This is a genomic window from Nocardiopsis sp. CNS-639 (assembly GCF_000381685.1).
GTDB classification, from domain to species: domain Bacteria; phylum Actinomycetota; class Actinomycetes; order Streptosporangiales; family Streptosporangiaceae; genus Nocardiopsis; species Nocardiopsis dassonvillei.
In genome coordinates this window covers 93982-116564 of sequence record NZ_KB906855.1, presented here as the reverse complement: position 1 = coordinate 116564, position 22583 = coordinate 93982, and the positions used below count along the sequence as shown (strand labels likewise).

The 22583-nt window shown below is 73.3% G+C and carries 17 protein-coding genes; 10 read left to right on the top strand and 7 right to left on the bottom strand.

The window, feature by feature from the left end:
• Positions 1-239 precede the first annotated feature (239 nt).
• The 6 genes from G011_RS0103035 to G011_RS0103010 all read left to right on the top strand — a co-directional run bounded on the left by G011_RS0103035 (position 240) and on the right by G011_RS0103010 (position 9028).
• Positions 240-959 (top strand): septal ring lytic transglycosylase RlpA family protein, encoded by a 720-nt coding sequence (locus tag G011_RS0103035; RefSeq protein WP_026337963.1) that lies wholly within the window; start codon positions 240-242, stop codon positions 957-959.
• Positions 960-1407: 448 nt separating this feature from the next.
• Positions 1408-5004, top strand: coding sequence for a TM0106 family RecB-like putative nuclease (locus G011_RS0103030; protein WP_019607162.1), 3597 nt, complete (start codon positions 1408-1410; stop codon positions 5002-5004).
• A 300-nt stretch (positions 5005-5304) separates the two neighbouring features.
• Positions 5305-5625 carry a hypothetical protein gene (locus G011_RS0103025; protein WP_026337962.1) on the top strand — a complete coding sequence of 107 codons (321 nt, stop codon included), beginning with the start codon at positions 5305-5307 and terminating at the stop codon, positions 5623-5625.
• A 56-nt stretch (positions 5626-5681) separates the two neighbouring features.
• Positions 5682-6179, top strand: coding sequence for a hypothetical protein (locus G011_RS0103020; RefSeq protein ID WP_019607160.1), 498 nt, complete (start codon positions 5682-5684; stop codon positions 6177-6179).
• Positions 6180-6259: 80 nt separating this feature from the next.
• Complete coding sequence (locus G011_RS0103015; protein WP_051104315.1) at positions 6260-7501, top strand: tyrosine-type recombinase/integrase; 1242 nt, start codon at positions 6260-6262, stop codon at positions 7499-7501.
• Positions 7502-7633: 132 nt separating this feature from the next.
• Positions 7634-9028, top strand: a complete 1395-nt coding sequence (locus G011_RS0103010) for a hypothetical protein (protein WP_019607158.1) — start codon at positions 7634-7636, stop codon at positions 9026-9028.
• 45 nt (positions 9029-9073) lie between these two features.
• Here G011_RS0103010 and G011_RS0103005 read toward each other — a convergent pair whose 3' ends face one another.
• Together G011_RS0103005 and G011_RS0103000 are read right to left on the bottom strand one after the other, a co-directional pair.
• On the bottom strand, positions 9074-9595 hold the full coding sequence (locus tag G011_RS0103005) for a hypothetical protein (RefSeq protein ID WP_019607157.1): 522 nt from the start codon (positions 9593-9595) through the stop codon (positions 9074-9076).
• A 219-nt stretch (positions 9596-9814) separates the two neighbouring features.
• A complete protein-coding gene (locus G011_RS0103000) occupies positions 9815-11200 on the bottom strand; it encodes an amino acid permease (protein ID WP_019607156.1) in 1386 nt (461 codons plus the stop codon).
• A 408-nt stretch (positions 11201-11608) separates the two neighbouring features.
• On the opposite strand from G011_RS0103000, the gene G011_RS0102995 reads away from it, so the two are divergent.
• Positions 11609-12319 (top strand): class I SAM-dependent methyltransferase, encoded by a 711-nt coding sequence (locus tag G011_RS0102995; protein ID WP_019607155.1) that lies wholly within the window; start codon positions 11609-11611, stop codon positions 12317-12319.
• A gap of 56 nt (positions 12320-12375) precedes the next feature.
• Here G011_RS0102995 and G011_RS0102990 read toward each other — a convergent pair whose 3' ends face one another.
• From G011_RS0102990 to G011_RS0102975, 4 genes are all read right to left on the bottom strand, one after another.
• On the bottom strand, positions 12376-13122 hold the full coding sequence (locus G011_RS0102990) for an alpha/beta fold hydrolase (RefSeq protein ID WP_019607154.1): 747 nt from the start codon (positions 13120-13122) through the stop codon (positions 12376-12378).
• Between the two features lie 12 nt (positions 13123-13134).
• Positions 13135-13953, bottom strand: coding sequence for an exodeoxyribonuclease III (locus G011_RS0102985; RefSeq protein ID WP_019607153.1), 819 nt, complete (start codon positions 13951-13953; stop codon positions 13135-13137).
• 25 nt (positions 13954-13978) lie between these two features.
• A complete protein-coding gene (locus G011_RS0102980; protein ID WP_019607152.1) occupies positions 13979-14968 on the bottom strand; it encodes a tyrosine-type recombinase/integrase in 990 nt (329 codons plus the stop codon).
• Positions 14969-16241: 1273 nt separating this feature from the next.
• Entirely contained in the window at positions 16242-17270 is a 1029-nt protein-coding gene (locus tag G011_RS0102975; RefSeq protein ID WP_019607151.1) for an acyltransferase domain-containing protein, read from the bottom strand.
• Between the two features lie 118 nt (positions 17271-17388).
• On the opposite strand from G011_RS0102975, the gene G011_RS0102970 reads away from it, so the two are divergent.
• Positions 17389-19008: an AMP-binding protein gene (locus G011_RS0102970; protein ID WP_019607150.1), complete on the top strand. Its 1620-nt coding sequence runs from the start codon at positions 17389-17391 to the stop codon at positions 19006-19008.
• A gap of 75 nt (positions 19009-19083) precedes the next feature.
• Here G011_RS0102970 and G011_RS0102965 read toward each other — a convergent pair whose 3' ends face one another.
• Positions 19084-19368: a 4a-hydroxytetrahydrobiopterin dehydratase gene (locus G011_RS0102965; protein ID WP_013153228.1), complete on the bottom strand. Its 285-nt coding sequence runs from the start codon at positions 19366-19368 to the stop codon at positions 19084-19086.
• Positions 19369-19791: 423 nt separating this feature from the next.
• Here G011_RS0102965 and G011_RS0102960 point away from each other — a divergent pair, with 423 nt between their 5' ends.
• Together G011_RS0102960 and G011_RS0102955 are read left to right on the top strand one after the other, a co-directional pair.
• Complete coding sequence (locus tag G011_RS0102960) at positions 19792-22122, top strand: nitrate- and nitrite sensing domain-containing protein (protein WP_019607149.1); 2331 nt, start codon at positions 19792-19794, stop codon at positions 22120-22122.
• Positions 22122-22580 (top strand): roadblock/LC7 domain-containing protein, encoded by a 459-nt coding sequence (locus tag G011_RS0102955; RefSeq protein WP_013153230.1) that lies wholly within the window; start codon positions 22122-22124, stop codon positions 22578-22580. The genes G011_RS0102960 and G011_RS0102955 overlap by 1 nt, the downstream gene beginning before the upstream one ends.
• Positions 22581-22583 lie beyond the last annotated feature (3 nt).

Sequence of the window (22583 nt, the reverse complement as noted above, 5' to 3'; positions counted from 1 at the left end):
CACCGGCCCCTGAGGTGACAAGTTCCACAAACCCTCCCTTTCCGGTACCGTTACCCTCGCGTTACCCCTAGGATCTGCGCCCAGAACCCCGCGCACCACCCGGCGGCCCGCTCCAGGCGCCGCGCCCTCCCGCGGCCCGGGGCGCCGCACCACCCGCGCACCCTGCCACGGCAACCGCGCGCCCCACCCCGGAGCACCCGCGCCGCCACGCCCTGTTCCCGTTCGAAGGACTATCCGTCGTGGGCACACACCAGCCCCAGAACCCGCCGGCCGACGAAGAGGCCACCCGCGCCGACGCGCCCGTGGGTCCCCGCGTGGCCGCCAAACGCTCCCGCCGCAAGCGCACCCTGATCCTGGCCTCGGCCACCGGGGCCGCACTCCTGGTGGGCGGCACCGCCGCCGCGGCCGTCATCGCCACCGGCGCCGACCCGGGCAGCGCCACCAACGCCGCGGGCGTCCCCCAGGCCGACCCGGACCCGCTGGTCGCCGACGACGCCACGCCCAACGCCGGACAGGAGCAGCAGCAGCTCGCCGAGGAGGCCGTCAGCTCCGCCACCCAGCGCTCCAGCACCGACGCCTCCGACATCCTCGAAGAGCCCGAGGAGGAGGAGACCGAGGAGGCCGAGGAACCCGCCGCCGACACCGGCTCCGAGTCCGAGTCCACCGGACAGGGCGGCTCCTGCCAGGCCTCCTACTACGGGGCCGACTTCGCCGGACGCACCACCGCCAACGGCGAGACGTTCGACCCCAACGCCATGACCGCCGCGCACAAGACCCTGCCCTTCGGCACCCAGGTCCAGGTCACCAACCCGAGCAGCGGCGCGTCCGTGACCGTGCGCATCAACGACCGCGGCCCCTACGTCGACGGACGCTGCCTGGACCTGTCCACCGCGGCCTTCGACCAGATCATCGGCACCGGAGCCGGTGTGGGCCAAGTCGACTGGCAGGTCGTGGGGTAACACCCTCCCCACCCGCACCCGTGCGTGTCGCGGCGGCCCCGAACGGGCCGCCGCGCCGCCGCACGCGGCCCGCGTACCAGCGCGAAGACGGACAACCCCACTCCGCCTCCGGGGGCGCACCGGCCACCGTCCCGCGCGAAGCGCACCACACCCCGGCCGAGGCGGCGCCACCGAAGACCACCGGCCACCACCCGCTACGACACCCTGGCCGAGGCGTGCCCGCGCCCGCACGGACCGGCCCCGCCAGCCCTCGCGGCACGCACACGAACACCGCCGCACACCCCGGCACACCTTCGGCGCCCAGCCCCGAGACGGCCCCGCCGAACCCTCACCGCCCCTCCCACCGACCCCTCCCACCGCACCCGCCGCGCGTGTGAGCCCCCACACGTCACCGCTTCGTGGCACAATCCCCAGCACCCACACCAACACCACACAGGGGAGCAGGGGCGTGTTCCGCACCACCACCGGTTGGGTCGTCTCACCCACCGACCTCGTCGACACCCTGGAGTGCGACCACCGCAGCGCCCTGAAGACCGCCCTGGCCGCCCGCGTCGAAGGCGCACCCGCCCCCACCGACATCGACCCGCTCGTGGCCCAGCACGGCCTGGCCCACGAACAGGCCGAACTCGAACGCCTCAGCGCCCTGGTCGAGGTCGTCCGCATGCCCGACCCCCGCCCCGAGGACGCCTCCCTGGCCGCGGCCGCCCAGGCCACCGCCGAGGCCATGGCCGCCGGAGTCCCCGTCATCTACCAGGGCAGCTTCCACCACCGCCTCACCGAACCCGACCCCGACGGGCACACGGTGTCCTTCCACGGCCGCGCCGACTTCCTCATCCGCTCCGACCTGGACCCCGCCACCGGCCGCACCCGCACCCCCGCCCCCGCGAACTGGACCTACGAACCCTGGGACACCAAGCTCGCCCGCCGCCCCGGCCCCGGCGCCGTCGTCCAGCTCGCCGCCTACGCCCACGCCGTCAGCGTCGTCACCGGCCACACCCCCCAGCACATGCACCTGCTCACCGGCGACAACCACACCCACACCCTGCCCACCGCCGACTTCACCCCCATCCTGAGCACCGTCACCACCCGCCTGCTCACCCTCCTGGCCAGCGAACCCGCCCTGCCCGCCCCCACCTGGGGCCAGCCCCGCCCCGCCTGCGAGGGTTGCGGCTACCAGGCCTGGTGCTCCCAGGGGCGCACCGCCGCCCGCCACCTGTCCCTGGTCGCCGGACTGCGCACCGACCAGGCCGCCAAACTCACCGACGCCGGCCTGGACACCATCGACGCCCTCGCCCGGGCCGACGACGACCAGCGCCCCGCCACCCTGCCCCGCCGCTCCTTCGACCAGCTGCGCGCCCAGGCCGCCCTCCAGGTCCGCCAGGACCGCACCCGCACCCCCGACAACCCCCAGGGCACCGTCACCGCCGAGGTCTTCGCCCCCGACGGCCTGGCCAGCCTGCCCGCCCCCAGCCCCGGCGACGTCTTCTTCGACATGGAGGGCTACCCCTACCACTCCCGCGAGGGCGAACGCGGCCTGGAGTACCTCTTCGGCGCCACCACCGAGGACGCCCACGGCGCCGAGACCTTCCACGCCTTCTGGGCCCACGACCGCGCCCAGGAGAAGAAGGCCCTGGAGGACTTCGTCGACTTCGCCACCGCCCGCGTGGACGCCGACCCCGGCGCCCACGTCTACCACTACGCCTCCTACGAGGTGGACCGCCTCAAACACCTGAGCTCGGAGTTCGCCACCCGCGAGGAGGAGGTCAACCGGCTCCTGCGCGAGAGCCGCCTGGTGGACCTGTACACCGTCGTGCGCAAGAGCCTGCGCGTGTCCCAGCGCTCCTACTCCATCAAGTACCTCGAACCCCTCTACCTGCCCGCCGCCCGCTCCGGCGGCGTCACCACCGCCACCTCCAGCATCGACGCCTACGCCGCCTACCTGGCCGCCACCGAGGCCGGCGACCACGACCGGGCCGCGCGGGTCCTGGCCGACATCGCCGCCTACAACCGCGACGACTGCCACTCCACCGCGCGCCTGCGCGACTGGCTGGAGGACCACCGCACCCACCAGGGCATCACCGACCGCCCCCTGGTCCAGCTCGAACTCACCGAGGCCGAGGCCGAACGCGCCCGCAAACGCCAGGAGAAGGCCGCCCGCCACGCCGCCCTCACCGAACCCCTGCTCGACCAGGTCCCCGCCCAGGCCCAGGACCGCGAACCCGACCACCACACCCGCGCCCAACTGGCCGCCCTGGTTGGCTACTACCAGCGCGAGAACCTGCCCCCCTGGCGCGAGCACTACCGGCGCACCAGCGCCCCCCTGACCGACCTGGAGTCCGACACCGACTGCGCCGTGCCCTGGCAGGTGCGCGCGGGGGAGTGGATCGAACCCACCGGCCGCCAGCGCAAGTCCCGCCGCGAACTCTCCCTGCGCCTGGACACCGCCCACCCCCACCCCTTCACCTCCGGCCAGGACGTGCACCTGCTCTACCCCGGCGCCCCCGGACAGCCCGCCACCACCACCCAGGCCAAGATCGCCGAGGCCGACGCCGACACCCTGGCCATCACCGAGACCTGCGACCCCGACTCCACCTACTCCCGGCCCCCCGTCGCCGTCCTGCCCGGCTCCCCGGTCAACCCCGCCCCCAAGGACGGCGCCCTGGAGACGGTGGCCCGCACCGCCCTGGACACCCTGCCCGCGTGGCCCCACCACCCCGGCCTGGACGTGCTGCGCCGCATCCCGCCGCGCCTGAGCACCCCCGGCCCGCTCCCCGACCCCGCCGACCACGACGGCGACCTCATCCAGGCCACCATCGCCGCCGTGGACCGCCTGGACGGCTCCTACCTCGCCGTGCAGGGCCCGCCCGGCGCGGGCAAGACCTACCTGGCCGCCCAGCTCATCACCCACCTGGCCCGCCAGGGCAGGAGCGTGGGCGTGTGCTCCACCGGCCACAAGGCCGTGGAGAACGTCATGACCGCCGCCCTGCGCGCCGCCGAGGCCGCCGGGGTGGAGGTGGCCGCCGCCAAACGCGCCAAGGGACGCGGCAAGGACACCGACCAGGACCTGCCCTGGGAACAGCCCTCCAGCCCCCAGGCCCTGGCCAGCTGGCGCGACAAGCACACCGCCCAGGGCCACCCCGTCCTCATCGGCGGCACCGCCTGGGCCATGTCCAACGCCGCCATGCTCGCCGACCCCCTGGACGTGCTCATCATCGACGAGGCCGGACAGTTCGCCCTGGCCGACACCCTCGCCGTCTCCGCCGCCGCCCGCAACCTCGTCCTGCTGGGCGACCCCCAGCAGCTGCCCCAGGTCGTCCAGGGCACCCACGGTGAGGGCGCCGACGCCTCCGCCCTGCAACACCTCATGGCCGGACGCCAGATCATCGACCCCTCACGCGGCTACTTCCTCGACCAGACCCGCCGCATGCACCCGGCCGTGTGCGCCACCGTCTCCGCCCTGTCCTACCAGGGCCGCCTGCACGCCCACCCCAGCACCGCCGACCGCACCCTGGCCACCCTGGCACCAGGCGTGTACACCCTGCCCACCCCCCACCAGGGCCGCACCACCCACAGCCCCGAGGAGGTCCAGGCGGTGGTGGAGGTGGCCACCCACCTGGTCACCGACAAGGTCACCGACGCCGCCGAGGCGCACCCGCGCCCCCTGACCGGCCACGACATCCTCGTGGTGGCCCCCTACAACCTCCAGGTGCGCGCCCTGCGCCGCGCCCTGGCCCGGGCCGCCGACGACCACCCCGCCCTGGAGGGGGTGCGCGTGGGCACCGTGGACAAGTTCCAGGGCCAGGAGGCCGCCGCCGTCATCTGCTCGATGACCACCTCCAACGCCGCCGAGGCCAGCCGCGGCACCGCCTTCGTCCTGGACCGCAACCGCCTCAACGTGGCCCTGTCGCGCGCCCAGCTGGTCGCGGCCGTGGTCTTCTCACCCGACCTGCTCACCACCGCCCCGCGCAGCATCGACGAACTGCGCCTGCTGTCCTCCTTCACCCGCCTGACCGAGGGCGCCCGCCCCTGGCCCGTCGCGCGCTGACGCGCCCGGCGCTGCGACCGCGCTCACCCCCGACCGGTGGCCCCGCCCACACACCCGCCCACCCCCAGGTCAGGCCCGGTGCGGCGGCGGGGACGACGCCGCACCGGCCTCCACCGCGCGGTTTCGGACACCTCGCGGGTGGAGTACGTTTTACACAGCAACGCACGCGCCCCGGGCCTCACAGGCCAGGGGCGGTGCCCTGCGTCTTCTGACGGCAAGAACCACCACCCGCACCCCGGTGCGGGCGTGCCCCCGCCCGCCCTGGACCGCCACCCGTTCTCGAAAGGCACCACGGCCCCCGTGTCTGACCGTCCCTCCGCCCCCGGCAACGGCCGCAACACCCGCCACCCCACCGGCATCCGCGTCGTCATCGCCCTGTTGGCCCTGATGTGCCTGGTGCTGGGGCCGGCCGGCTACCTCCGGGGACTCAGCGTCCAGGCCCACGCCGGCTCCGCGGCCGAGTGGTTCACCCTGGCCTTCGGCGCCGCCGTGGGCATCCCCCTGCTGGCCGCCGCCGTGGCCACCGTCGCCGGGGACCGCAGGGCCGCCCTGTGGTCGCTGGCCCTGCTGGCCTGGCCGGTGGTCTTCGTCGTGGCCATCCACCTGGCCCAGGCGCTGTGAACCCCGCCCTCCCGGCGCGGCCCGGCTCCCGCCCGAACCGGCGGTAGGCTACCCACGTGTCACCCAAGAAACGCAAGCGCCGCAAGGCCCAGCGCCCCGACACCGCCCCGCACCAGCGGGAGAGCGCCGCGGAGCCCGGCCCGCTCCCGCCCACGGCGAGCGTCAGCCGCACCCCGGTGGTCCTCACCGACCCGCCCGACCGCAGGCTCACCGCCCTGTGGGTGGTGCTGGCCCTGGTGTGGCTGCTGGGCACCCCGCTGGCCCTGGCCAACCTGCTGTTCGTGTTCATGGACCTGCAGGAATCGGTGATCCACGCCGCCCCCGACGCCCCGGTGCCCCCCGAGAGCCTGGACCCGGTCGGCAACGCCCTGATCTGGGTCCTGGTCCTGGCCCTGGCCGTCCCGGCGGCCTCGGCCGTGGCCGCCCTGGTCCTGCGGCGCAGGATCGCCGCGATCGGGTTCACCGCGGCCCTGGTCGTCTCGGCCCTGCCCCTGCTGTGGGTCATGCCCCCGGCCGAACTGTGGGACGCCCTGAGCGCCCACCTGTTCGGCTGACACCCCGCCCCGACCGCTCCGCCGCCCCCGGGGCGCCCGCGCCGCCTGCCGCCTTCGCACGGGCCCCTGGGCCATCATGGATGACCGTGAACACACCCCAGCCCACCCCCGACCCCGCGCCCGCCCACGAGATCGCCCTGCCCGGGGCCGTGCGCGCCCGCCTGGAACAGGCCACCCCCAGCGTCCTGGTCGACACCCGCGCCCTGGCCCGGGTCCGCGAGCGCTTCGACACCGAACAGGCCCAGACCCTGGGCCGCTACCTGGCCAGCGCCCAGTCGCCCAACACCCTGCGCGCCTACCGCGCCGACTGGACCTCCTTCACCGCCTGGTGCCTGGCCCAGGAACGCCAGTCCCTGCCCGCCGACCCGGTGGACGTGGCCGTGTACCTGGCCGCCTGCGCCCAGGAGCGCACCCCCGACGACACCGGCTGGGCCCTGGCCCCCTCCAGCATCGAACGGCGCGCCGCCGCCATCGCCGCCGTGCACGGCGCCCACGGCCTGGACTCGCCCACCCGCGCCGAGGTCGTGCGCATGACCCTGCGCGGCATCCGCCGCACCCGCCGGGCCCGCCCGCGCCGCAAGGAACCGGTCATCCTGCCCGTCCTGGAGGCGCTGCTGTCGGTGCGCCCGGGCCCCGAACACCCCCACGGGGTGGCCCGCAGACGCGACACCCTGCTGCTGCTGACCGGGTTCGGCGGGGCCCTGCGCCGCAGCGAACTGGCCGCGCTGACCTTCGACGACCTGACCCTGCACACCGACCCCGCCACCGGCGCCCCCGCCCTGGTGGTGGCACTGGGCGCGACCAAGACCGACCAGGAGGGCCGCCACGGCCAACGGGTCGCCCTGCCCCGGGGACGGCACCGCCACACCTGCCCGGTGTGCGCCTACGCCGACTGGGCCGCCCTGGTCGAGACCCACCGCGCGGGCGGTGAGGAGGCGGTGGCCGCCCTGCTGGAGCGCCCCGGCTCCGAGGGGGCCCTGGCCCACCTGTGCCAGGGCTGGCCGGGCACGGACCTGGCCGACGGTTCCGAGCGCCCCCTGCTGCCCGCCGTGGACCGCCACGGCCACCTCGGGTCGCGCCCGATGTCGGGCCGGGCCGTGGGGGAGCTGGTCAAACGCTACGCCCGCCGCGCCGGGCTGGACCCCGACGACTTCGGCGGGCACTCCCTGCGGGCGGGGTTCGCCACCCAGGCCGCGCTGGGCGGGGCCAGCGACCGCGAGATCATGCGCCAGGGCCGCTGGACCAACCCGCGCACGGTCCACGACTACATCCGCACCGCCAACCCGCTGGAGGACAACGCTGTCACCCGGCTGGGCCTGTGACCCCGCACCCCTGGCCCCTTGGGCATCTCAGCTTGCCAACAAACACACCAGTAGTACTCGAAATCACCAGTTAAAGTGCGATCCTGCCCTGATGAGACATTAGGTTGGTTCCGTGAGAAAGGGGACGGGCCCATGGTCGACGAGTTTCGCGCGGCGTTCCAAGAACTGATCGACGCCTCCGTCGCCACCGACCCCCAACACTTCCCCCCAGCCGTCCACAAGGTCTACGTGCTGGCCTCCCAGATCCCCGCCTCCGAACGCGAACTCGCCCTGGAGGCCCTGGCCCCCCTGCTCTCGGGAGACCACGCCGCCCCCGGCATCATCGCCGACCTGTCCGTGGTCGCCGGAGCCCTGGTCGAGATGGGCACCGACCCCGGCCCCACCGGCATCGAGGTCCTGCGCCGCCTGCGCACCATGGGCCGGGGCGCCATCGTCTTCGTCCGCGCCTGGGAACGCACCGGCAACGACGCCCCGCCCGACCCCGACGCCGTCACCGCCGACGCCGAGGCCCGCGTGAGCGCCGACCTGGGCAACGACGCCCCCGGCGCCACCATGTGCTGGTGGACCATCCGCCGCCACGGCCTGGCCGCCAGGACCATGCTCAGCGAGGCCCCCGTGCGCGCCCACATGCGCCGCGACCCCTCCCTGCACGCCGAACTCCTGGCCATCGCCAACCAGCTCGCCGACCTGCTCACCGAGTTCGTCCAGGTCCGCGACCTGCTGCGCATGGCCGAGGCCACCGGCGCCCTGGTCCTGGACCGCGCCTCCCAACGCGCCTTCCGCGTCCGCTTCGAGGGCATCGGCGACAACGCCCAGCTGCACACCCTGCTCGCCGACGCCCTCATCGGCCCCCACCGCCAAGGCCTGCCCGGGGACCCGCCCGACCCGCGCTGGGTCGCCGCCTTCCGCGACAGCGCCCCCGACCCCGCCGCCCAGACCGTGCGCGGCTGGTGGAACCTGGTCGCCCACGACGGCACCTGGGTGTGGAACGAGGGCCTGCCCGCCGAGATCCCCACCCTGGAGGGCGAACACCTGCTGGTCCTGGACGAACAGCCCTACCCCCGCTCCTGGAACGCCGCCAGGCGCCACCCCCAGGTACGCGGCTGGCTGGAGGTGGAGGCCGAACTGCCCCCCGAGGAGGCCGCGCTGTGGTGGAAGCGCGTCGCCCCGGCCGAACCGGCCATCCCCACCACCGACGAGGACCAGCACCCGCCGCTGCCCGAACCGGTCGTACTCGGCGCCGAGGAGGCCGAACCCCTCCGGGTCCGCGGCTTCCTGCCCGAGGAACCCCCCGCACCCGAGCCGGCGGCCCCGCCCGAGCCCCAGAGCGCACCCCGCCCCGAACCCGCCCAACCCCCACGCGCCCCGGCCCGGCCCGCTCCCGCCGAGCCCTCCGCGCGTCCGCAGCGGCCCGAACCGCCCCGCGCACCCCGGCCTCCCGCCGAACCCACCGGCGGCAACGGCATCCTGCCGCCCCTGCCGCCCGGGGTGTCCAACAGCTCCGGCTGGGGGCCCGCCTGGCGCTGACGGCCCGCACCGGACCCCGCCCGCCCGACCCCGGACGGCCCTGCCTCAGGCCCGGTGCCGGGGGGTGTGGGGCACCGACTCGGCCGCACCGCGCGCGCCCCGGGGGTCCGGCTCGTCCTCGTACAGGCCCTCGAAGTACTCCTCCTCCTCGGTGGGGCCCTCATCATCCTCACGGCGCCAGCGCTGCCCCACCAGCACCGGGGCCACCAGCACCACCACCAAGGGCACGAACACCCCCAACGGCAGCAGCACCAGGGCGCCCTCGGTCCCGGGCAGCTGCGGCAACCGCTCCAGTAGGTACATCCGCCACACAGCCAGGCCGCTCAGCGACCCCACCGCCAGCGCCGCGCCCAGCGGCAGCATCGGCGTCAACCGCGGCGGAACCGCCACCATCGCCACCAACAGCCCCATACCCACCAACCCGGCCACCGCCAGGGGCCCCGAACCCTGAAGGGCGCCCAGACCGACCGCGTGCAGACCACGCAGGTGGGTGAACGCCCACCCCGCCAGCAGGACCAGCAGCGGACCCAGGATCAGACCGGACAGGAAGCCGACGAAGTGTCGCACGGGGGTGCTCCTCTCAGAGGTTGCGCAGCACCCTAGCGACAAAAACCAGAAACGGCATCACATCACCTCAAGACGGGCACCCGTTCCGGGGGGAGGGAACCGTATCCACGACAACGGGGCCCCGCCCCCACCGGGAGCGAAACCCCGCCAAGCCCGCAGCGTCGGTCGGCGCCCGGTCCGGGACCGCGCCCCCGCCCGACCACCGTTCCCCAAAGCGCGCTAGTCCGCGCCCGGGTGACGGCGCAGCGCCTCCGCGTCGGGCCGGTCGGGCACCGCCAGCACCCGGTCCGTGGGCGGCGTACGCCCCCACCGGCGCCGGAACTCATAGGCCACCAGCGCCACCACCACCGACCCCACCGACGCCAGCAGCGCCTGACGCTGGTCGGGGATGACCACCATCGCCACGAAGATCGTCACCAGACCCCCCAGCACCACCCACGTCAGGTACGGAAACGCCCACATCCGCAGGGTCAGCCGCTGCGGCTCACGCCGACGCACCCGCGCCCCCACCACCAACTGCGAGGCGCAGATGGTCAGGAACAACACCAGCAGGATCGCGCCGATGGAGGCCACCAGGAACGGGAACACCCGGTCGGGCCACAGGTAGTCGGCCACCGCCGCCCCGTACCCCACCACGGTGCCCAACAGGATCGCCCGCACCGGCACACCCCGCCGATTGGTCCCGCGCAGCACCCGCGGGGCGTCCCCCTGCCGGGTCAGCGTGAACAGCATCCGCGAGGAGGTGTACATCGCCGCGTTCAACACGCTCAGCACCGCGATGAGGACCACGATCTCCATGATCAGCGCCGCCCCGGGCACACCCACGTGCTCCATCACCGCCACGAACGGGCTGCGCCCAGGATCCACGCTGTTCCACGGCAGCACCATCACCACCACCACGATCGAGGCCACGTAGAACAGCCCGATCCGCCAGAGCACGTTGGTCACCGCCGAGGCCACACCGCGCTCGGGCTCGGAACTCTCACCCGCGGCCACGGTGATGATCTCCACCCCGCCGAAGGCGAACAGCACCACCACCGTGGCCGCCAGCACCGCGACCCACCCGTTGGGCGCCACCCCGCCGTGCTCCCACAGGTTGGCCACACTGGAGCCGTCCGCGCCGCTCCACAGACCCACCGCCCACAGGCCGCCGATCAACAGGAACGCCACGATCGTGGCCACCTTCACCAACGAGAAGAACGACTCGGTCTCGGCGAACACCCGCACCGACACCAGGTTGGCCACCGTCATCGACAACAGCACCAGCAGCGCCAGCGCCCACCCGGGCACCCCCGGCACCCACTGGCCCAGGATCGCCGCACCGGCCACCGACTCCGCGGCCACCAGCACCGCGTACATCCACCAGTACACCCACCCGATGGTGAAACCGGCACGGGGACCGAAGGCCAGGCGGGCGTAGTCGGAGAAGGAGCCCCCGGCCGGGACCGCCACCACCATCTCACCCAGGGCGCGCAGGGTGAAGAACACCAGCGCCCCCGCCAGGACGTAGGAGAGCACCGCCGCCGGGCCCGCCATCTGGATGACCGACCCGGAGCCGATGAAGAGCCCGGCGCCCACCGAACCGCCGATCGCGATCAGCGCCATGTGGCGGCGCCGGAGCGAGTGGGCCAGTCCGGCACCGGGGGTCTGCGTTTGGTTGGCCGCGCTCGGAGGCGGCGTCGCACTGCTTGTCACCTGGCCAACCTTAGGCAGCATCCCACCCCTTGGACAGGCCGGGACCCACCAAAAACAGCGGATGAACCCATCATGTGCCATATGCAACAGTCACCGACGGGCCATCGCCTCTCGCGAAACGCCCACCGCACCCAGGCCCCGCCCGCTCCGCACGCGGGGGAGGGGGCCTACCAGTACACGGCCGGGACCAGAACCCCATCCACCGGCCGCCGAGCCCTCTCGCACACGACGACACACCCACACCCAGATGAACACACAGCAACAACACTGCTACTTTCAGCAACCACACCGTGTCCACGCCACACCCGGGGAAACCACATGCCCACCACCATCGACCTCAACCACATCCGCCACCTCTACCGCACCCACCGCGACGACCTGGCCCGCGTCCGCGACCAGATGCGCCACCACCACACCGCCAACCCCCACCTGCGCCCCTGCACCGACGACATCGAAGCCGAGATCACCTACCTGCTCCTCCGCGAGAACACCCCCGCCCACACCGTCCAGATCGGCACCGACCACGGCTGGTCCACCACCTGGATCCTGTCCGCCCTACGCGACAACGGCACCGGCCACCTGCACTCCTTCGACACCCGCGACCACGCACCCCGCCACGTCCCCACCGACCTGGCCCACACCCGCTGGACCTTCACCCACGGCGACATCCGCACCAGCACCGCCCATCTGCCCCCGCGCACCGACCACCTGCACATCAACGCCACCCACCAGGGCTGGTTCGCCCGCTGGTACCTGCACCACCTGCTGCCCACCCTGCCCCCGCACACCACCGTCACCGTCCACGACGTCTTCCGCCACCACTCCACCCCGCCCTTCACCGAAGGCGCCCACGTCATGGCCTGGCTCACCACCCACACCACCGGCTTCTTCACCGCCTCCGCCGCCCGCGCACCCCACACCCACCGCGCCCTACGCGAACTCAAGGAGGAACTCGGCCTGACCACACCCCTGCACCTCGGCCACCACAACCCCGCCATCTACTTCCGCCTGCCCGCACCCACCCCCTGACACGCGAAAGGGGGGCGAAGGCACACCGACCCCCGCCCCCCATGACCGCCGCGGCCTCAGCCCTCCCCGGCCTCCACCGCACGCCGCACACGCTCACGCCCCGACACCACATCAGCCGCATCCGCGACGATCCGCGAAAAATTCACCGGCTGATCCAGACTCACCATGTGCCCCGCCCGCGGCACGTTCACCAACCGACCATCCACACACGAGTCGAAGAAACGCTTCTCATGGATCCGGAAGTGGTCCCGCGCCCCGTTGATCAACCACACCGGCCCCTCATACGACGCCAACGCCGCCAACACGTCCATCTCCGAGACCGCGTCGATCACCGCCGTGGCCGCCTCCACCGCCAAACCACCCCCCAACACCGCATCCGCCGCACCATCACGCAACGTCAACCGGTGGAACCGCTCGTTGACCGCCGCACCCTTGTCCGGCAACCGATCCATCAACACCGCCGGAATCCGGTACACCTGCGCCAACAACTGCGCGGGCTTGGCCGTACACCCGGCCGCCACCAACCCCGCCACCTTCCCCGGAGCGGCGGCCGCCGTCGCGATCGAGACGAACCCGCCCAGGCTCAACCCCACCACCAGCGCCCGACCACCCACACTGTCGACCGCCGCCAACACCGCGTCCACCGCACGCCCCAGCGAGAACTCCTCACCCCGGCGCGACCCGTGCCCAGGAAGATCGGGGACCACCACCGTGCGCCCCTCGCTCTCCAACAACTCCACCTGCGGGCGCCACATACTCCCCGACACCCGCAACCCGTGCACCAGAACGATCGGCACACCCATGACCGCCTCCTCCTACCGCACCCGGTAGCGCACCGTCACCGGAGCGTGATCCGACCAACGACCCGCGTGCTCGGACGCACGCTCCACCCGCGCGTCCACCGCACGCCCCGCCAACCCCGGAGTGGCCACCTGAAGATCAATCCGCCATCCCGCGTCGTTGTCGAAGGCACGACCACGGTAGGACCACCACGTGTAGGGGCCCTCCTGGTCCGGATGCAACGACCGCACCACGTCCACGAACCCCGCCTCACCCAGAACCCGCGACAACCACTCCCGCTCCTCGAGCAGGAACCCCGCGTTCTTACGGTTGGCCCGCCAGTTCTTCAGATCCACCTCGGCATGGGCGATGTTCCAGTCCCCGCACACCACCAGCTCACGACCGCGCTCTTCCACCTCGGCCCGCCGCTTGACCAGATACGGCAGGAACGCCTCCATGAAACGCTCCTTCTCCTCCTGGCGCTCGGTGCCCACCTCACCCGAGGGCAGGTACAGGCTCGCCACCGTCACCTCACCCAGGTCCACCTCCACGTAGCGGCCCGCGTCCTCGAACTCGGCATGTCCGAACCCCACCCGCACCTCGTCGGGCTCACGCCGCGAGTACACCGCGACCCCCGCACGTCCCCGCGCCGCGGCCGGAGCCAACACCACGTGCCACCCCTCAGGCGCCACCACACCCGCCGGCAACTGCTCGGCCTCGGCCCGCGTCTCCTGAAGGCACACCACATCGGCGTCCGTGCCCGCCAACCATCCCACGAACCCCGGATCCTTCTTCGCCGCGGCCCGCAACCCGTTCACGTTCACGCTCGAAACAGTCAAGTACGTCGTATCCACAGGCAAAGCCTAGCCACACCCCGACTCAGCCGCCCCCGCCCTCGGCCACCAGACGCCGCAGCACCCCGTACGTACGGTTCGACGACGCCGCCTCCCGCTGCGCCCGCGCCGTCACCTCGATGTAGGCCTGCGACGACGCCACCGACGCGTGCCCCAGCAGATGCATGATCTCCGACACCGACGCCCCGTCCTCCGCCAACCGCGTCGCGAAGGTGTGCCGCAACGCGTGCACCAGCGTCCCCCGCGCCACCCGGTCGTGCACACCCGCGTGCTTGTAACACTGCTGCACCAGATACTGCAGCCCACCCCGGCGCAACCCCTCACCCCGGTTGTCCACCAACAACGGATCCGACCCCCGCACCACCCCGAACCGCTCACGCCGCGAGACCAGATAGGCCTCCAACAACGCCTCCAACGGCACCTCGATCGGCAGGACCCGCTCACCCCCGCCCTTGCCCACCACCCGGATACGACGCTCACCCGAACGCCCGCCCACCGACTCCACCCGAAGCGACAACATCTCCGCCGACCGCATCCCCGTCAGCAGCGCCAACGCCAACACCGCCAGATCCCGCTCCGGCCACGGATCACGCGCCTTGCGCGCTCCCCGCGCCAACGCCTCCAACAACCGCTCCGGCGTGTCCTCGCCCATCAACGGCTTGGGCCCCGAAGGGCGCACCCGCGGCCGCGGCACCGCCGACATCGGATTGCCCGCCACCACCCCCTCCGACACCCAGAACCCGAAGAACCCGTTCCACGTCGACCACGCCCGCACCACGCTGGAGGCCGCCCGCTCCCCGGCGAACTCCGCGAACGCCGCCCGCAGCACCCCCGCCTCCAGGTCCTGCCACTGCACCTGCTCAGGCTCCACACCCATCACCTGCGCCACACACTTCAACACCCCGCGCAGATCACGCCGGTAGGCGGCCACCGTGTGCGGGGAGGGCTTGGCCGCCCGACGCGCCACCAGGTACTGCTCCACAGCCTCGGCCACAGGCCCCGTCTGAGCACTCATGCCCCCAGCATCCCCGATTCCGCGGGCGCTTCCACCGCCCGCCTCCACCGGGTGTCGAACACGGTCGAACGCGTTCGACACCCGGCAGCGGGGGAGAGGGGCCACGGCGCGGGGGCGGGTCCGTCCCCCGGTGTGGGTGTTGCGCTGGATGGCCAGGTCACGGCCCTGGAGGTGTCAGCGACGGGGGGCGGCGAACCGGGGGAGTCCGCACCCGGTCCGATCCTGGTAACTCTCCGTGATCAATCGTGTATGAACGACGTGCCGAGCGGCCCGGACGGGGGAGGGGACGCCCGAGGTGGCGCCTCGCGGGCGGCGCCGGGCCCGCTGATCCGAGAGGGGGAGCAGGGGAGGGCGGGTGGGGTGGGGCGAGCGCACACGGGCGAAGGAGTCCGGCGGGGTACGGGGCCCGCGGTCGAGGGCGGGGAGGGAGAGCGGTGGTCGGGACGGCGGATACCGGTGATCGGCCAACCAGCGGCCACGAAACTTCGCATAGAAGTACAAACCCCTACAAAATCATGCATAACACGGTTTATGCATGAAACATGGATGAATCGGGAGAGAGCCGTGTTCGCAGGGGACACCCCGCCGTCCACCAGCGCCTTCGTCCTGGAGCCGGCCCGCCGCACAGGGCCTCGCGCCCCGCCTGGACGGCCACCGCGGGGGGGAAGACACCCAGGCCACGGGTGGCCGCACGACGCCCAACATCGGGGCGAACGCGGCCTTCGGGACGCCCACGCTGGGGCACCCGGCGCCGAGGCCGCTCTGGACAGTTCGAAGTCGCAGCCGCGCCGAGGACGGCCCACCGGTCCTGTGCGCCAGCCTCCAGGGCCGGGACGCAATCGCCGTGGACTCCGGGCACGCAGCGGCTCCGGGCTCCAGACGTCCGGCCGGGCCCGCAACGATCAACCGACGCCCGTGCGACGGCGTTCAGCGACCCGGCTACTCAGCCACGTCGTCGCACGCGGGTCAGGTCCCGGCGCACTCCGGGCGGCGCAGCAGCGGCGAGAGCGTGCCCGAGTCCAGGTGCGGGGCCCGGCTGAGTCCGGCGAGCCACCGCCCGCGAGCCCCGGGCACACGTCCCGCAGAGCCGCGAACCCCTTCCCCGCAGGCACTCCCATATCGCCGATAATGCACATTATGTAAAGTAGAGGTGGTTGGCTCCTCCTCCGCCCCGGCCCAGCCGCGCCCGACGAACCCCCTCCCGCCGCCCCCGGCAACCGCGTTCCCCGGGACCCGCGACCGCCGCGAGCCCCGGGGAACGCTCACACGGCCCCTATCCGGGCAGCCGCAACCACCCCGTGCGCACCTGCCACGCACCCCCCGACTCCAACCGCTCCACCACCGCACGCTCCAACCGCGTACGCCGACCGGCCGCGGCCACGTCCACCACCGGCATCCCGAACACGAACCGGAACACGTCCGACTCCCCCGGCTGCCCGCGCCCCACCAGGGTGAACCGCCGCTGGAACCCCACGATGTTGGAGCCCTCCCCCAACACCTCCTCCCACTGCGGGTCCAGCAACCACGACGTACACGTGGCCACCACCGGATCGAACCCCAGGTGCGCCCGCGCGAACCCCCGCGCCCGCCCCAGCGCGTCGTCCACCGACGCCGGGTCCAGGCCCCCCGACGGAATGTGCAACCGCAGCGCCAGGTCCCCGCGGCCCATCCCCGGGCCCAGCCGCGCCGCCTCCTCCCGGGTGTACCACTCCACACCGCCCTGGTCGGTCAGCACCCCCGGCTCCAGCTGCAACCCGCCCACCCAGTACAGGCGCCCCCGGAACTGCGCCGCCACCCACGCCGCCGTCTCCACACCCAACCGGCCGAACATCCGCCGCGACCGCGCCACCTGCACGCCCACGTCGGCCAGCGTCGCCGCCGTCACCGCCGGATCCACGCCCAGCTTCGCGTGCGCCTCGAACTGCGCGGGCACCCGCGCCGCGAACGCCCACAGCGACGCCGCGCGCACCCGCGCGTCCTCGGCCTCCACCAACGACGGCCAGTCCCGCCACTCCCCCAGGGCCAGGTCCGCGTCCGCGCACAGACGCCGGTACATGCACCCCACCAGGTACCACAGCTCCGGCGGCCACTCCCCCGCCGCCGAACCCGAACCCGGCCAGAGCGCCGCCACCTCGGCCCGGTCCACCGCCTCCAGCGCGAACAGGTCCAACACCCGCTCCGCCTCAGCACCCACCGGAACCTCCAGAGCCCTCACCGGCTCCGGCAGCCGCTCCGCCTCCTCCAGCCACAGGCGCACATCCGCACCCAGACCGAAACGTTCCACCACCGCGACGCTATCCATCCCCACATCATGTCCCAGCGCCCACGCGACGCGCGAGTGAGGCCAGGCTCACAGGTGGGCATAGTGTTGACGTAACCCGCGAAAGCCCCACACCAACCGAAAAAGAGGACCGCCACCGATGCCCGTGCCCGACCCGGAGCACCACGTCCGCGACTGGCTCGCCACTTACGACACACCCACCACATCGGTGGCCCACCTCCTCTGCGACCGCCACGACCCCCACGCCACCGCCACCACCGAGATCGGCCCCACTCTGGAGGCCACCACCCTCACCTTCGGCGAACTCGCCCGGCGCTCCCGCGACCTGGCCACCGGCCTGGCCGACCTGGGCATCACCAGCGGGGACCGCGTCGCCACCCTCATCCCCAAGGGCGTGGACCTGACCGTCACCGCCCTGGCCGTGTGGCGTCTGGGCGCCGTCCTGGTCCCCCTGCTCTCCTCCTTCGCCCCCTCGGCCATCAACGAGCGCCTCACCGACTCCGGCGCCCGCCTGGTGGTGTGCGACGCCGAGTACCGCGCCAAGCTCGTCCCCGGCGCCGACCGCCCCTGGCACATCGCCACCACCGCCGCCGAGCCCGCCCACGAGGGCGATCACACCCTCACCGGCCTGGCCGCCCGCGCAGCCGCGGCGCCGCCCGTTCCCGACGCCGCCGTGGGCGGGGACGGCCTGCTGGCCGTCGTCTACGTCTCCGGGGTCATCGGCCCTCCCCGGGGCGTGCGGGTGCCCGTGCGCGCTCTGGCCGCCATGCACGCCTACCACCACTACGGCCTGGGCGTGCACGACGACGACGTCTACTGGAACACCGCCGATCCCGGCTCGGCCTACGGCCTCTACCACGGGCTCATCTCGCCGCTGCTGGCCGGGCACAACTCCCTGGCGCTGCGGGCGGGGTTCTTCGACCCGGAGCTGACCCTGGACGTGCTGGGTGTGCACGGTGTCACCAACCTGGCGGCCGATCCCACCACCTACCGCACGCTGCGCGCGGCCACCAAGACCCTGCCGCCCGAGGTGATGGTGCAGAGCCTGGCCAGTGCGGGCGAGCCGCTGGCCCCCGACGTCATCGACTGGGTCACCGACGTGTTCGGCGTCCCGGTGCGCGACCACTACGGGCAGACCGAGCTGGGCTGGTGTGTGGGCGTGCCCAACGGCGACACCGGTCAGGGGTCGGCCGATCCGCCGCCGGGGGCGATCGGTCCCGCCCTGCCGGGCTGGCGGGTGCAGATCCTGGAGGCGATCTCCGACGACCCCGCTCCCCTGGGCGCCTACGGGCGTGTGGCGGTGGACCTGGCGCACAGTCCTCTGGCCTGGTTCGAGGGCTACGTCGGTCAGGAGGGGGCCTCGCAGGTCAGGTTCACCCCCGACCGCGCCTACTACCTGACCGGGGACACCGGTATCCAGGACCGGCAGGGGTCGTTGTTCTTCTCCACCCGTGACGACGGCGCCATCTTGACCTACGGGTACCGGATCGGTCCGAGTGAGGTGGAGTCGGTGCTCAACGCCCACCCGGCGGTGGAGGAGTGCGGGGTGTACTCGATCCCCGACGAGCTCGCCGGGCAGGTGATCGGTGCGCGGGTGGTCCTGGGTGCCGGCCACGAGGCCGCTCCGGAGCTGGCAGAGGAGCTCAAGAAGTGGGTGGGCGAGCGGTTCGCCGCGCACGCCGCGCCGCGGGTGGTGGACTTCGTGGAGGAGCTGCCTCGTACGGCCTCGGGCAAGATGCGCCGGGCGCGCCTGCGCTGAGGGGCCGTCCCTGCCCTGCCCGGTGGTCCGGGGCGGGTGGGTGCGGTCCTGTGCGCTGCTCCCCCTGGGTCGGGGTCAGGGGATGAGTTCGTCCACGCGGGCGGCCAGGGACATGTCCTTGTCGGTGACGGCTCCTTCGGAGTGGGTGCTCAGCGCCAGGTGCAGGGTGTCGTAGCGGATGTCGATGTCGGGGTGGTGGTCGACCTGCTCGGCCGCCTGGGCGATCTCGTTGACCAGGGCGATGGCGGCCGGGAAGTCGGGCAGGCGCACGGTGCGGCGGATGGCGGGTGCGGCGGGGTCCAGTTCCCAGTCGGTGAGGCGGGTCAGGCCGTCGCGGATCTGTTCCTCGGTGAGTCTCATGGCGGGCCCTCTCCCCCGGTGGCGGTCGTACGCGCCGGCGCGTGTACGGGTGGCTGTTGGGGGCTACGTACCCGTGTGCGGTGTGGGGGTCACCTGCGGTACGCGTGCTCTATGAGGTGAGGTCGGAGCCTGTGGTGGTCGGTGCGGCGGAGCCGCTCCTTTGTTTGTTTTTTTGGCTTTTGGAGAAAATGAAGGCCCGACTGTACGACGTAGATTTTAATGTACTTAGTAGCTTAGTAGTTCGCGTTACCAAGCTGAGGCCAGCCTCCCCACCTGCGCAGATCCTCCCCGTATGGCCCGCTGTGTCCCCCTCAGGCTTGCGCAATCCCCCGTTGAGCGGTTCACTCTGGGGAACTCCGGCCCCTCCCCCACCCCGGCGGACCCCCGCAGGTAGCCTCCGCCGCTCTCCCCCAAAGCGAGCCCATGCCCCACAACAAGCGCCGTTCGCTTCGCGCCCGCATGATCACGCTGGTCCTGTTCCCCAGCACCGTGCTGCTGGCCCTGTGGGCCGCCTTCACCGCCCTGCTCGTCAGCGACATCGGTGAACTGCGCACCACCGCCACCTTCACCGAACAGGTCGGCGTCCCCGTGGAGGAGACCATCAGCGCACTCCAGCGCGAACGCCGCGCCACCATGGACGCGGCCTGGGGCACCGAGCGCACCGCCCTGTACCTGACCTACTCGCGCCAGCGCACCGACGAGGCCGTGGACGCCCTCAGCCGGAGCCTGGACGCCTTCGACGTGCAGGACCTGCCCGAACAGGCCCTGACCTTCCGCGCCGCCGTCAACCGCGTCGACACCCTGCGCGCCCGGGTGGACGCCTCCTCCCCCACCGAGATCGACCTGGAGGAGACCTCCACCGTCTACGACGAGGTCATCGAACAGGGCCTGCGCGTGTGGGACGGCCAGGTCGAGCGCGCCGACCCCGCCCAGGCCCCGCACCTGCGCTCCCTGACCTCGCTGATGCGCACCCGCGAACTCCTCAACCAGCAGGACACCGTCCTGGCCCACGCGGTGGCCACCAACTCCTTCCCCGTCCAGGCCCACTCCCAGTTCGCCGCCGCGGCCGGAGCCCAGCACTACACCTGGGACCGGGTCGTGGTCGAGATGAGCGAGGAGGACGGCCAGGACTACATCGAGCTGGAGTCCTACACCGAGGTGCAGCGCATCTACCAGCTCCAGGAGAGCATCATCTCCATGCCGGTGCGGGGCGGGGCCACCGTGCCGGTCAACGCCACCGCCTGGCAGGGCGCCGCCGAGGCCGTGGACGCGCGCATGCGCGACGTCGAACAGGGCCAGATCGACCGGGTCATCGCCTTCAGCCGCTCGCAGTCGGCCGAGCTGCGCACCAGCGTCCTGCTGGTGAGCGTGCCCGCCCTGGTGGCCGCCCTGGTCTCCTCCGCGGTCGCGGTGGGCGCCACCCAGCGCCTGGGCCGGCGCCTGCAGGACCTGCGCACGGCCACCCTGGAGCACGCCCGGGTGCGCCTGCCGGAGGTGACCGCACGGCTGCGCGCGGGCGGCAGCGTGGACGTGGACGCCGAGGTGCCGCGACTGCGGGTGGAGAGCACCGACGAGGTCGGGCAGGTGGCCGAGGCCTTCAACGACGCCCAGCGCGCGGCCGTGGCGGCGGCGGTGGAGGAGGCGCAGGTGCGCGCGGGCGTGCGCAACATGTTCCGCAACATCGCCCGGCGCACGCAGGCGCTGGTGCACCGCCAGCTGGGGCTGTTGGACGCGCTGGAGCGCGCCGAGACCGACCCCAAGGTGCTGGAGTCGCTCTTTCGCATCGACCACTTCAGCACGCAGATGCGGCGCAACGCCGAGAACCTGATGCTGCTCAGCGGGGACGCCCCGGTGCGGCGGGGGCTGGCGCCGGTACGCCTGCACGAGGCTGTGCGGGCCGCGGCCAGCGAGATCGAGGACTACGTGCGGGTGCGGGTGCTGGCGGTGCCGGCGGTGTCGCTGCGCGGCGAGGTGGGCGCGGACACCGTGCGGCTGCTGGCGGAGCTGCTCGAGAACGCCACGTCCTTCTCGCCCCCGGGCACGGAGGTGACGGTGCGCGGCCGGGCCGGGGAGGCGGGCGGGTGCGTGCTGGAGGTGCTCGACCGGGGGCTGGGGATGACGCGGGAGCAGTTGGAGGCGTCCAACGCGCTGCTGCGCGACCCGCCGCGCTTCGATCTGGCCCGCATGCGCGAGGACTCCCAGCTGGGGTTGTTCGTGGTGGCCACCATCGCCGCGCGCCACGGCCTGGAGGTGACGCTGAGCGCCGGGCCCGAGCGCGGCACGTGCGCGGTCGTGGCCGTTCCCGCCGACGCGCTGGCGGACCAGGACGCGGGCGCCGCGGAGCCGGGCGCAGACCGGGAGGCCGCGACCGCGCGGTCGCAGCGGCTGGTCCTGGCGGGCGGCTCCCCGGCCGCGGCGGGCGGGGCCGAGGAACGGGCGGCGCGGGAGAGCGGGGGCCGGGCCGCGCCCGAGACCGCGGACGCGGCCGTGGACGAGGACACGGGCGATACCTACAAGGGTCTGCCCCGGCGGCGGCGCAAGGGCGTGCAGCCCTCCCCCGCGCCCGCCCCGGCCGCGCCCGGGCACCCCGGGGAGTCCGGGGGCCGGGAGGCGGCGGCCGAGCGGTCGCTGACCGAGATCCGGTCGATGATGAGTGCTTTCCAGTCCGGGAGCCTGCGCGGGCGCGCACAGCCCCCGGACGGGGATGGAGACGGCGTGCGCGGTGCGCGCCCCGGTGAGAGCTCGGAAGGGTGATGTCGATGACGGCGGACGCTGCGGCGGGAGACAGGACGGCCGAGGCGGTGGAGGGGCAGTCCCCGGCCAGGACGCTGGACTGGCTGCTGGGCGACCTGGTGCGGCGGGTGGCGGGGGCGCGGCACGCGCTGTTGCTGTCGGCGGACGGGTTGCTGCTGTCGTGCTCGGACGACCTGGGGCGTGAGCAGGGTGAGCGGCTGGCCGCGATCGCGTCCGGTTTCGCGAGCCTGGCCCGTGGCGCTCGGGGGCAACTGGGGGCCGCGGAGGTGCGTCAGACGGTGGTGGAGATGGACAACGTGTTCTTCTTCGTGCTGGCCGCCGGTCAGGGCGCGTCGCTGGCGCTGGTGGCCGAGTCCACGTGCGACATGGGCCAGGCGGCGTTCGAGGTGAACCGTCTGGTGCGCCAGGTGGGCCCGCACCTGTCGGCGCTGCCGCGGCGCGGGAGTGTGAGGAGGTGAGGG

Excerpts from the sequence above, each read along its gene's own strand:
- G011_RS0103015 (WP_051104315.1), top strand. The coding sequence starts at position 6,260 with ATGACCGTGAACACACCCCAGCCCACCCCCGACCCCGCGCCCGCCCAC.
- G011_RS0103010 (WP_019607158.1), top strand. The coding sequence starts at position 7,634 with ATGGTCGACGAGTTTCGCGCGGCGTTCCAAGAACTGATCGACGCCTCC.
- G011_RS0103000 (WP_019607156.1), bottom strand. The coding sequence starts at position 11,200 with ATGGCGCTGATCGCGATCGGCGGTTCGGTGGGCGCCGGGCTCTTCATC.
- G011_RS0102995 (WP_019607155.1), top strand. The coding sequence starts at position 11,609 with ATGCCCACCACCATCGACCTCAACCACATCCGCCACCTCTACCGCACC.
- G011_RS0102990 (WP_019607154.1), bottom strand. The coding sequence starts at position 13,122 with ATGGGTGTGCCGATCGTTCTGGTGCACGGGTTGCGGGTGTCGGGGAGT.
- G011_RS0102980 (WP_019607152.1), bottom strand. The coding sequence starts at position 14,968 with ATGAGTGCTCAGACGGGGCCTGTGGCCGAGGCTGTGGAGCAGTACCTG.
- G011_RS0102975 (WP_019607151.1), bottom strand. The coding sequence starts at position 17,270 with ATGGATAGCGTCGCGGTGGTGGAACGTTTCGGTCTGGGTGCGGATGTG.
- G011_RS0102970 (WP_019607150.1), top strand. The coding sequence starts at position 17,389 with ATGCCCGTGCCCGACCCGGAGCACCACGTCCGCGACTGGCTCGCCACT.
- G011_RS0102965 (WP_013153228.1), bottom strand. The coding sequence starts at position 19,368 with ATGAGACTCACCGAGGAACAGATCCGCGACGGCCTGACCCGCCTCACC.
- G011_RS0102960 (WP_019607149.1), top strand. The coding sequence starts at position 19,792 with ATGCCCCACAACAAGCGCCGTTCGCTTCGCGCCCGCATGATCACGCTG.
- G011_RS0102955 (WP_013153230.1), top strand. The coding sequence starts at position 22,122 with ATGTCGATGACGGCGGACGCTGCGGCGGGAGACAGGACGGCCGAGGCG.